Origin of the sequence: Coleofasciculus sp. F4-SAH-05 (assembly GCF_040222985.1) — a bacterium.
Lineage (GTDB): Bacteria > Cyanobacteriota > Cyanobacteriia > Cyanobacteriales > Coleofasciculaceae > Coleofasciculus > Coleofasciculus chthonoplastes.
This window is the reverse complement of record NZ_JAVKBY010000221.1, coordinates 1-9,093: the sequence shown is the minus strand read 5'-3', so window position 1 is coordinate 9,093 and position 9,093 is coordinate 1. Positions and strand designations below refer to the sequence as shown.

8 protein-coding genes are annotated in these 9,093 nt (G+C 44.7%); 4 read left to right on the top strand and 4 right to left on the bottom strand.

All coding sequences use genetic code 11. From position 1 onward, the window contains the following. Window positions 1-213: 213 nt before the first annotated feature. Window positions 214-1,008: a DUF4388 domain-containing protein gene (locus RIG27_RS27350; RefSeq protein ID WP_446350308.1), complete on the bottom strand. Its 795-nt coding sequence runs from the start codon at window positions 1,006-1,008 to the stop codon at window positions 214-216. Window positions 1,009-1,153: 145 nt separating this feature from the next. On the opposite strand from RIG27_RS27350, the gene RIG27_RS27345 reads away from it, so the two are divergent. Further along, window positions 1,154-2,539: an AAA-like domain-containing protein gene (locus RIG27_RS27345; RefSeq protein ID WP_446350307.1), complete on the top strand. Its 1,386-nt coding sequence runs from the start codon at window positions 1,154-1,156 to the stop codon at window positions 2,537-2,539. Window positions 2,540-2,623: 84 nt separating this feature from the next. Here the strand turns inward: RIG27_RS27345 and RIG27_RS27340 are convergent, their stop codons facing one another. Next, window positions 2,624-3,127 carry a hypothetical protein gene (locus tag RIG27_RS27340; protein ID WP_446350306.1) on the bottom strand — a complete coding sequence of 168 codons (504 nt, stop codon included), beginning with the start codon at window positions 3,125-3,127 and terminating at the stop codon, window positions 2,624-2,626. Between the two features lie 685 nt (window positions 3,128-3,812). Between RIG27_RS27340 and map the strand changes: the two genes are divergently transcribed. Beyond that, the gene (gene map / locus RIG27_RS27335) at window positions 3,813-4,601 is read left to right on the top strand and encodes a type I methionyl aminopeptidase (RefSeq protein WP_446350305.1); all 789 of its coding nucleotides are present in this window, start codon (window positions 3,813-3,815) and stop codon (window positions 4,599-4,601) included. 245 nt (window positions 4,602-4,846) lie between these two features. Here map and RIG27_RS27330 read toward each other — a convergent pair whose 3' ends face one another. After that, window positions 4,847-5,422 (bottom strand): YraN family protein, encoded by a 576-nt coding sequence (locus RIG27_RS27330; protein ID WP_446350304.1) that lies wholly within the window; start codon window positions 5,420-5,422, stop codon window positions 4,847-4,849. Window positions 5,423-5,593: 171 nt separating this feature from the next. On the opposite strand from RIG27_RS27330, the gene RIG27_RS27325 reads away from it, so the two are divergent. Continuing rightward, a complete protein-coding gene (locus RIG27_RS27325; protein WP_446350303.1) occupies window positions 5,594-6,091 on the top strand; it encodes a pentapeptide repeat-containing protein in 498 nt (165 codons plus the stop codon). Window positions 6,092-6,168: 77 nt separating this feature from the next. On the opposite strand, the gene dnaG is transcribed toward RIG27_RS27325, so the two are convergent. Further along, on the bottom strand, window positions 6,169-8,136 hold the full coding sequence (gene dnaG, locus RIG27_RS27320; RefSeq protein ID WP_446350302.1) for a DNA primase: 1,968 nt from the start codon (window positions 8,134-8,136) through the stop codon (window positions 6,169-6,171). A gap of 144 nt (window positions 8,137-8,280) precedes the next feature. On the opposite strand from dnaG, the gene RIG27_RS27315 reads away from it, so the two are divergent. Next, window positions 8,281-8,877 (top strand): CAP domain-containing protein, encoded by a 597-nt coding sequence (locus RIG27_RS27315; protein WP_446350301.1) that lies wholly within the window; start codon window positions 8,281-8,283, stop codon window positions 8,875-8,877. The last annotated feature ends 216 nt before the right edge of the window (window positions 8,878-9,093 follow it).

Here is a 9,093-nt window from a genome sequence, read left to right as displayed (position 1 = left end):
TAAAACGGCTCCAAATTCAGTTATACCGTGATTTTATGCCTCCACAGTCTAAGTTAACTCGAAATAACGCCCAAAATCCTTGCTAAGCAAGGATTTTGGGCGTATTCTGATGCAATTTAGCATAACAGGTACGGAAGAGCCTTAAAGCGGGCGTTTATAGCGCTAAAGCGCTGACTACGAACGATAGCGCTTTAGCGCAACGACAAGCGAGGTTTAAGGGATTACTTCAGCTAATCCCATACTAATTAACCTAAAGGCAATATGTTGCACTTGTTCGACGGGAAACTTGAGATTTTGGGCAATGGTATGAAGCGATACAGCTCCTTTACTATACTGCCAAATTTGCCATTCTAGTGTATCTAGCTGATAAGCAGGATAACCCGCAATTTTTCTGAGCAAATTTTGATTCGGATCAGGTAATTTAGCTGCCAAATTATCCCAATGGGCTAAAACGCGCAATCCCATTAAGGTGGCTTCTGTCGCCGGAATACTTAACCCGGTCATTTCTTGAGTAGGAATTACCGCCAGGGAATCAAATCGAAAAGAACCATCTTGCAGTTGAAAAAGCACAGACAATTGCTGCAACAGTTGAATTTGAAACAGTTGTTCTAAGTTTAAGCGAGTTAAAACACCTTGTTGTTTTAAACAGACGCCTAATGGCTGATTGACTGGACAACACCATTGAACCAGTTTGGATAACACGCGATCGCTCACTAATTGACATTTGCTAATCAATGAGATTAAACCTTGTCCATCTTGGCGATTCGCCGCCGCGATAATGTGACCTTGTTTTACCCATAAGTAGTAAGTTCCGGTAGCTGGCGGCAAAGCACGAACTGTCAACAGTCCCGTTCTTTTGCCCTTTTCAATTAACTGAAAAATCTCTGGTAATGATACGTCGCTTAAAGTACCGATAATGCCCATCATTGTAATCACTAAGGCATTTGCCCTATCAACTTGTTTCTTGCAGTTTGCCCTTACTCCCCAAATAATACAATGCAAGATCACAAGTTAGGTTCACAACTTAACGACTGACTCTATGATGCGGCGTAACAGTCGGCGACTTCAGATCAAGCGTTCACCGTTTTTTCACAGTTTTAGTTTAGAATGAACAGTTTGAACAAATTTGACCCTTAAGCGACTCTTAACCTAAATGTCACCAAAATATCAGCCTCCCAAACGTCAACGGGGAGTTATTCTTTCCGTTCAAGGTTGGCAACGCCTAAAAGCCGCGCAGCGCAAGTCAGCCTTTCAAGATAATGGGGGAAAACCCTACACCCTGGAACAATTAAGCGAACGTACCCATTTAAGTCCAAACACCCTGATCAAGGTACGACGGCGGATCATACCTGTCGATCGCAAAACATTGATATCCTATTTCAGCGCTTTTGATCTGACGCTTAATCCTAAGGATTATACCAAAGCAGACGGCAAATTATCTGATTATGAGCAAGTTCCGCTCAAAAGTCCAGTACCTCTCAATTCTCCTTTTTATATCGAACGCCTACCCATTGAATCCCTTTGTCACGAAACCTTGGTGAAACCGGGGAGTTCCATCCAAATTGTTGCCCCCAAGCAAATGGGTAAAACCTCTCTGATGACGCGAATCTTGCAGCAGGCTAGGGCGGAAGGCTTTCAGACTATTCTCTTAAACCTGCAACTGGCAGAGTCGGCGATAGTTTGTGATTTAAATCGATTCCTGCAATGGTTCTGTGCGGTAGTGACACGGGGCTTAGATTTACCGCATCAAGTGCCAACTTATTGGGATGATATCTATGGCGGAAATGCTAACAGTACGTATTATTTTGAAAATTATCTCTTACCGAAACTAGGTAATCCTTTGGTTTTAGCCTTAGACAACGCTGATACACTATTGAACTATCCAGAGATTGCTCAAGAATTTTTTAAGTTACTGCAAACCTGGGGTGAAAAAGCTAGCTATGGGGATAGGTGTAGCCAGATGTGGCAAAACTTGCGCCTCGTGATTGCGAATTCAACTGAAATTTACGCCATGTCTGGGGTTAATTCCATTGAGTTTACAGCAGAATTATCGATTCAGTTACCTGAATTAACAGGAGAACAAGTCCAAGATTTAGTGATTCGCCATGGATTCAATTGGCATCCCCAACAGATCCAGCAATTATATCAGTTTTTAGGGGGTCATTCTTATCTGATTCAGCTGACTTTAAATGCGATTAAAACAGAAAATATTCCCATTGACCAATTCTTAGCAACCGTTACCGCAAAAGCAGACATTTATCGGGAGCATTTGCACCAGTTATTAGAGCATCTCCACCAGGATTCAGAACTAATGAGTGCCTTGATTCAACTGGTCAATTCATCAACGCCTGTAGAATTCGAGCCAATTCTTACCCGTCGCTTGCAGAATCTGGGACTGGTGCAGGTAGATCAAGGCAAGGTTAGGCTGCGTTGCCAATTGTATCACCAATACTTTCGCGATCGCCTCTATACTACACTCAATGACACTAAAATAAGACCCTTGATATACCGTAGGGTGGGCACTGCCCACCAGCCTTAATTCAGTGGCATTCATACTAAACTCAAGGAAGCGTTCTTTTGCCGGGATTAAAAAAATAGCAAACTGGCAGTTAAGTTCATTGAGTCAAACCCCTACGGATTTCCTCGCCTGGGGTTTCTGTTGAGTCGGTGACTTTTGCGCTCGACGAACTATACCAATTGTTTTTGGCAAAACCCCAACTAACTGAGCAATCACCTCATCTGAGAGTTCATCAATAAGCTGGGCGTCGAAATATTTATAGAGTAAACTCAATAAGATTTTGGCACGGTGTAGTGGTACATAAGTTGTCATGGCATGTTGAGTGAACAAAATCCAGCGCTGCCGTAATTGATACGCTTTCTGGCGTTCGTACCGCGATTCAGGATACACTAACGAAAGCGTACCAAGGGGAATCACTCGCGTGCAATCTACATCGAAAAGTCCACCAACGGCAGCACCAGAACCCGCCAGTTCTGCATGATGACGGTGTATTATGATTAATGCATTACCACGAGTACTATTCACCCTGAGGAGTTGTCCTGTCTGTAACTGACTCAGGATTTCAGTGGGTTGAATAATGGGTTTGCGGATTAGGGCTAGCTCTGTCATGACACCTCACAAAAACCGGGTTATTATCTCTGATGATTAGGGGTAGATAGTTAAGGAATAATATTTTGTTGAAATTGTAACGCTGTTAACCAGAGCAGACATTGAACCTACTCGATTTTGCCTCCAAAGCGACGAATTACCAAAATTTTAGTAAAGGGAACAAATAGGTAATTTAAATGTGTCTTAGCCGAGCATTCCCCCACACTATCAGAGAAAATGACTTCAAAAACACTGTAACTTTAGCTCAGGGTTAATGGTAAATGACCAGAACTCCCTGATAGTAGTATTGAGAATAGAATTAACTTTTTCATAAAGCTAATTTGGCTCAGTTTTGGCATTCTCTGACATTTACCCAGATTGTCATTTTGATTTATTTTAATGAGTATAACGACTTATTTATTATTTTAAGCCACACTTCACTAAAGAATTGGGAAATTTCTGAATTCTCATGTAAAGAGTTGATGAAGAAGGCAGGAGGGGAGCAATGTAGAGACGTGCCATGGCGCGTCTGGAAGCAGGGGGAGCAGGGGGAGCAGGGGGAGCTGGGGGAACTGGGGGAGCTGGGGGAGCTGGGGGAGCAATGTTCCAGACGTAGCTACGGAATAGGCAAGTGATCGCAGTAAAGTTAAGAAAGACTCACATAGATACACCCTCGTTGATTAGGGAAATAACCGCATAAATAGTCATGGCACCAGAAAGAATCGTTCTCCTATCGAGCCGAGAAATCGAGAAAATGCGTCAAGCGGGACGTTTAGCCGCCAAGCTCCTGGATCACATTGAACCCATGATTCAGCCAGGAGTCAGTACCTTGGAACTCAATGATGAAGCCGAGCGCTGGACTCAGGAACATGGAGCAAAAAGCGCTCCCCTCGGTTATCATGACTTTCCTAAGTCAATTTGTACCAGTATTAATGAAGTCGTCTGTCACGGTATCCCCAATCCTAAACAAATTCTGCAAGATGGGGACATTATCAATATTGATGTCACCCCGATTGTGGATGGATTTCATGGGGATACGTCCCGAACCTTCTTTGTCGGTACACCTTCACCCATCGCCAAAAAACTGGTTGAAGTCACCTACGACTGTATGATGCGGGGAATCGCCGCCGTGAAACCGGGAAACCGCATTGGTGATATTGGGGCGGCTATTCAGGAATACGCGGAAGCTAATGGTTTTTCTGTGGTGCGGGATTTTGTCGGACACGGAGTTAATCGAATCTTTCATACGGCTCCCCAGGTGCCTCACTATGGTACTCGTGGTAAAGGAAAGCGTCTGCGCTCCGGGATGGTGTTCACCATTGAACCTATGATTAATGAAGGGACGTGGGAAGTGGAAATTCTGGCTGATAAATGGACAGCCGTGACCAAGGATCGTCAGCTTTCGGCTCAGTTTGAGCATACTATAGCAGTTACGTCAGATGGGGTAGAGATTCTAACCTTACCCGAACCGATGACAACGATGAAATCGGCGTGATGCATTGGGATGGGGGAGAATTTCCTACTCCCTAATCACCAATTACCCCGCTGAAGAAGTTTGACCTCTCCCTAACCCTCCCCTTGTCAAGGGGAGGGAACTCGAAGTTCGCTGCAACAAAACCTGCCCTTCTTGACACTCCCCGCCCTATAAGTGCGGGGATTCTTAGTTCCGCGACACACCTTACAATTATCTATCCTTGCGGCAATACTTAAACCAAACACCCGTAGAAAACTACCAAGTAGTCAAAAGAAAGCGGATTCGATATAGTCTTGTAAAATAAGCTCATATCCTTCAAGAAGGAACGGTTCACCAAATTGAGGGGCTGAAGTCGGCAATAGGTTCCTAGTATTAACAGAGCGTGAGTTTTTACAGATACGGTGGTAGCGAACTAGGGCGACATCAAACCGACAAGGAAGATCACTTAAATCGGGATTTCCTGCTAAAAACAGTTCAGCTGTTCGCCAAATTTTCGCTTGCTTAGAGGATGTAATCGCCAATTGACCATCGGCATCCCAATTCCCTCGACTGCGAGTTTTCACCTCGACAAAGGCTAAGATAGGTGACTCCGCGTTTGCTGGCAAGGGGGTAGGGGGCTGAAATTGGGGGTTTATATCCAGATTGGAGACAGGATTTTCCTTTACCTCTCCATCCCGATAGGCAATCAGGTCGATTTCTCCCCAGCGACAATGCCATCGGTAATGTAAAATAGTCCAACCTTGGGCTTGTAACCAGGTGGCAACGAGCTGTTCTCCTAGTTGTCCTTTTTTAGTTGTCATTTGTCCTTTTGCATTCGTCATTTGTCCTTTTGCATTCGTCATTCGTCATACCAAGTTGCAGTCTAAGGTAGAATCTGTCATGCTGAGTGGAGTCCGGAGCGAAGCGGAGGAACGAAACGAAGCATCTGCAGAACCCTTCACGACCTTCGAGGGCAGGCTCCAAGTCCGACTACTTATATAATTGGTCAGAAACATCTACAGATTTCACAAATTATGTTCAGATTCATTTTAGTTGGAATAGCTAGCTTCTTAATTTTTATTGGTAGTCTTTTTACCCTAGCGATGCTTCACGCTGCCCCGGCTTTGGCTGTGGATTATAACAAAGAATATTTGGTTAATTCAGATTTTTCCGATCGCGTGCTGACTGATGCCAGTTTTAACCAGGCGGATTTGCGAGAAAGTAATTTTAGCCAGGCGGATTTGCAGGGCGTTAGTTTTTTTGGGGCAAATCTGAAATTGGCGAATTTGGAAGGGGCAAATCTCAGCTACTCAACATTAGATAAAGCGCGTTTGAATGGTGCTAATTTGAAAAATGCCGTGCTTGAAAGTGCCTACGCTTTCAATGCTCAGTTTGATGGTGCGACAATTGAGGGAGCTGATTTTACGGACGCTTTTCTTGATCCCAAAGCCGAAGAACAATTGTGTCAAATGGCTACAGGTACAAACCCCACCACAGGTCGCCAAACTCGCGATACTTTATTCTGTTTTTAACTGTTAAGACTAGAGCTTCCCATTAAATTAGCTCCCCCGGCTCCACCCACAACCACAACTTATTCAGCAACCCCTAACTATATGGGGGCAAATTCATGAATGTCTAAGATGTTAGTTTGACGCATTTTCTGTAACTCTTGCAAGCGTTTATAGGCTTCCCGAATTCCTTGAGAATAGTATTCCTTACGTTTTGGATCAGTAGCGAAATTTAGCTTTTGCCATTGTTCTAGACAATATCGCTTGTGTTTGTTCCAGGTTACGACTTCTAAACAAGCAGCGGCAGAGCGAATGGCTAAGGGTGTGCGCGTAAGATCTTCACTACGCTTTTCATTTAAGTGGAATAAATGTTCGACCAGAACCATTTCCTCTGGAAACTGGATACTGCGGTCTTGTAATAGGGAAATTAGCTTTTCCGGGTGCTGTAATAGAATGGATTGAGCGACAGATTGCACATCTAAGATTTGCTGCCATAAAAATCGGTGAGGAGAAAGACTAAATAGCAAATCTTTGGCATCTAAGATGTCGATAATGGTCTGGCGATATTCGGGACGATGCAGATAAATTCGTAAGAGTAAGGCTTCCGCTTCTTCGAGTAGACTGTGTTCTTGGCTAAGGGATAAGTCAATCGAGACAGGTAATTTTTGCTGCTTCAGATTAGACTTGTCATCTTTCTTGATTGGAGTCTGGCGTAATTTATTCAGTTGCGTCTGGAAATTTTGGATGAGTCGAGGTATCAGATGAGTTTGCCCCTGACTCAGCTTTTCGGCAGAATAATCAATGTAATAGGTTTGTTGATTAACGTCCTCTAATTTGTACAGCAATTTGACGATTTTCTGAGCAACTTGTTTAAATTGGGGGGCTTGCTTGAGATCTTTTCCGATTATGAGTTGATCAATCTGCCAATGTAACCATAAGGGCGCGTTTTGGAGGAGCTGTTGGTATTGTTTTTCCCCATCAGGGGAATGGATGAGAAATTCGTCGGCGTCTTTACCATCAGGGAGGTTAAGTATCCGCAGTTGGACTTGCCCTTTGTAGGCTAAGTCGGCAATTTCTCCGATCGCACGTTCGGCGGCTGTGGTTCCGGCTTTGTCGGCGTCAAAGTTGAGGATGATTTGGTTGGATTCGGTGTAACGCAGCAGTAGGCGCATTTGCTCCAGACTTAAGGCTGTACCCAAGGAGGCGACGACGTTGTGAATCCCTACCCGATGCAGCGCGATCGCATCGAAATAGCCTTCGACAACTACGGCTTGATCCTGATCCGAGATGGCGTTGTAGGCTTTGTCTAAGGCAAATAAGGTTTTGCCTTTATTAAATAGCGGCGTTTCCGGAGAATTAAGATATTTGGGAAGTTCATCCCCTAATGCTCTCCCGCCAAACCCAATCACTCGCCCTTGACGATCATGAATCGGAATCATGATGCGATCGCGAAACCGATCATAATAACCGTCTCCTGATTTGCGTGGCAAAATTAATCCCGCATCTTTTACCAGTTGTACAGGTTTGCCTTTCTGTTCCACCAGATAACGGTACAGGGTTTCCCACGTCGCTGGTGCATACCCTAACTGAAACTGTTGCAGGGTTTCCTCACCCAGATGTCGCTGAGATTGTAAATACTCCAGCGCCTGCTGTCCTTGGGGTTGTCGGAGTGCGTGCTGATAAAATGAGGCGGCGAGTGCCAAAATCTCATACAGTTGCTCCTGTAAGGATAGCTGACGCTGTAACTCCTGACGTTGTTCAGGTGCCAGGGTTTTCACTCGGATTTGATAGCGCCGAGCTAAATCGAGAACCACCTCACTGAAGGACTGTTTTCCCGCTTCCATGAGGAATTTAATCGCACTTCCACCCGTACCGCAGCCGAAGCAGTAGTACATTTGTTTGTTGGGACTGACGGTAAAACTGGGTGTCTTTTCGCCATGGAAGGGACACAAGCCCACATACTCTTTACCCCGCTTTCGCAGCACAACTTGCTCCGAGACGATATCAACAATGTCTACTCGTTCTTTGACTTGGGCGATGGTGTCTGGGTGCAGTCGAGGAATTTGCACAGCGTTGTTCCTGAGAAATTGGTCATGGGCGAGTACATATCAAGGTTGGAGGGCGACAGCAGGGATAGGGTAGCTTCCGTGAGCCGTTTTTCCAGAACCCAATACGTCTATTGTAATTATGTGATATCCCACACCCAAGAATCAATGATGAATTCAGCCCAGACAATTATTCTCTCGCCATTGGAATTGAGGGTGATTGAGGAAATGAATAAAGTGCGAACAACGCCCACGTCTTATATTCCGCTTTTAAACAACTGGAAACAGCGGTTTTCGGGGAACCAGGTCAAACTTTCTCAACAAGTATTTTTACGCACAATTGAAGGTGTAAATGCGGTTGATGAGGCGATTGATTTTCTCCAATCCACTCGTCCTTTACCGCCGTTAAAACTATCTCTAGGGATGTCACAAGCAGCGAGGGATCATGTTCGTGATCAAGGAGAAACGGGAAATATTGGGCATATTGGTGGCGATCGCAGCACTCCTTTTATCCGTCTGAATCGGTATGGGCGTTGGCAGATCACAGGGGGTGAAAATATTACTTACGGTGTGGCGCGAGCGGATGAAATTATTATGCAATTAATTATCGATGATGGGGTGCGCGATCGCGGGCACCGAAACAATATCTTTAATTCCGCGTTTCAAGTTGCGGGTGTAGCTTTTGGCTATCATATTCAGTATCAAAATATGTGTGTCATTACTTATGCTGGGGGATATAATACGACCGAAGGCAGAAGGGAGTAAGCTTGATGGTAAGCTGTTCGGCATTTAAACCTTAATGTCAATCATGGCGAAATTATTGTAGTGCGAGCATCTTGCTCGCTACTAGGCATCTTGCTCGCTACTAGGCATCTTGCTCGCTACTAGGCATCTTGCTCGCTACTAGGCATCTTGCTCGCTACTATGCATCTTGCTCGCTACTAAGCATCTTGCTCGCTACTCAGCATCTTGCTCGCTACT

Bases quoted from the DNA above. Each gene is read 5' to 3' on its own strand.
- map (WP_446350305.1), top strand. From the start codon at position 3,813: ATGGCACCAGAAAGAATCGTTCTCCTATCGAGCCGAGAAATCGAGAAA.
- RIG27_RS27325 (WP_446350303.1), top strand. From the start codon at position 5,594: ATGTTCAGATTCATTTTAGTTGGAATAGCTAGCTTCTTAATTTTTATT.
- RIG27_RS27315 (WP_446350301.1), top strand. From the start codon at position 8,281: ATGATGAATTCAGCCCAGACAATTATTCTCTCGCCATTGGAATTGAGG.
- RIG27_RS27345 (WP_446350307.1), top strand. From the start codon at position 1,154: ATGTCACCAAAATATCAGCCTCCCAAACGTCAACGGGGAGTTATTCTT.
- RIG27_RS27330 (WP_446350304.1), bottom strand. From the start codon at position 5,422: ATGACGAATGCAAAAGGACAAATGACGAATGCAAAAGGACAAATGACA.
- RIG27_RS27340 (WP_446350306.1), bottom strand. From the start codon at position 3,127: ATGACAGAGCTAGCCCTAATCCGCAAACCCATTATTCAACCCACTGAA.